At 40.7% G+C, this 1,351-nt stretch carries 1 protein-coding gene and 4 tRNA genes; all 5 read right to left on the bottom strand.

From position 1 onward, the window contains the following. The coding region (locus PAN06_RS14260) for an ISL3 family transposase (RefSeq protein ID WP_269796659.1) at positions 1 to 732 on the bottom strand (732 nt) is incomplete at its 3' end. 202 nt (positions 733 to 934) lie between these two features. Then, a tRNA-Ser gene (locus PAN06_RS14255) sits at positions 935 to 1,022 on the bottom strand. Positions 1,023 to 1,028: 6 nt separating this feature from the next. Next, positions 1,029 to 1,102: transfer RNA gene (locus tag PAN06_RS14250), tRNA-Ile, on the bottom strand. Between the two features lie 34 nt (positions 1,103 to 1,136). Continuing rightward, positions 1,137 to 1,207, bottom strand: a tRNA-Gly gene (locus tag PAN06_RS14245). Between the two features lie 20 nt (positions 1,208 to 1,227). Next, a tRNA-Phe gene (locus tag PAN06_RS14240) sits at positions 1,228 to 1,300 on the bottom strand. Positions 1,301 to 1,351 lie beyond the last annotated feature (51 nt).

Raw genomic sequence — 1,351 nt, 5'->3', positions numbered from 1 at the left:
CATAGCACGGCTCATGTGTTGGACAATATGGAAACGATCCAACACGATTTTAGCGTTTGGAAAAAGCTGTTTAGCTAAGGCATAGTAGGGACTAAACATATCCATAGTAATGATTTTCACCTGACATCGGACTGCTCTATCGTAACGAAGAAAGTGATTTCGGATGACAGCCTGTGTTCTTCCTTCAAGAACAGTGATAATGTTGAGCTTGTCAAAATCTTGTGCAATAAAGCTCATCTTTCCCTTTGTAAAGGAGTACTCATCCCAGGACATAATCTCAGGGAGGTAAGAAAAATCAGACTTAAAACGGAAGTCATTGAGCTTACGAATGACAGTTGAAGTTGAAATAGCCAGCTGATGAGCAATATCGGTCATAGAAGTCTTTTCAATCAGCTTTTGCGCAATCTTTTGGTTGATGATACGAGGAATTTGATGATTCTTCTTGACGAGAGAGGTTTCGGCGACCATCATTTTCGAGCAATGATAGCACTTGAATCGACGCTTTTTCAGGAGGATTCTAGTAGGCATACCAGTCGTTTCGAGGTAAGGAATTTTCGACGGTTTTTGAAAGTCATATTTCTTCATTTGATGTCCACAATCAGGACAAGATGGGGCATTGTAATCCAGTTTAGCGATGATTTCCTTAAGTGTATCCTTATTGATGATGTCTAGAATCTGGATATTTGGGTCTTTGATATCGAGTAGTTTTGTGATAAAATGTAATTGTTCCATATAAATCTTTCTAATGAGTTGTTTAGTCGCTTTTCATTATAGGTCATATGGGACTTTTTTTCTACACAAAAATAGGCTCCATAAGATTCATAGGGGATTTACCCACTACAAATATTATAGAGCCATTAAGTTTTACAAATCTGAAGTTTTTATTCTACAATTCTTAAAAATACAAAAAAAGAGTTATAAACTCTCAATAAAACGGAGAATAAGGGATTCGAACCCTTGCGCCAGTTACCCGACCTAACGATTTAGCAAACCGTCCTCTTCAGCCTCTTGAGTAATTCTCCTATTAATGGGCACGAGTGGACTCGAACCACCGACCTCACGCTTATCAGGCGTGCGCTCTAACCACCTGAGCTACGCGCCCAAGTTAAAAACTTGGTATTTTGAACAAAGTTCAAAGCGGGTGACGAGAATCGAACTCGCGACAACAGCTTGGAAGGCTGTAGTTTTACCACTAAACTACACCCGCACATACACTATAAGTAAAAATGGCGCGAGACGGAATCGAACCGCCGACACATGGAGCTTCAATCCATTGCTCTACCAACTGAGCTACCGAGCCTTATTGCGGGAGCAGGATTTGAACCTACGACCTTCGGGTTATGAGCCCGAC

This window comes from Streptococcus sp. SM3 (genome assembly GCF_027497875.1).
Note: the sequence above shows the minus strand (reverse complement) of the source record. Positions and strands in the feature narration are given on the sequence as shown.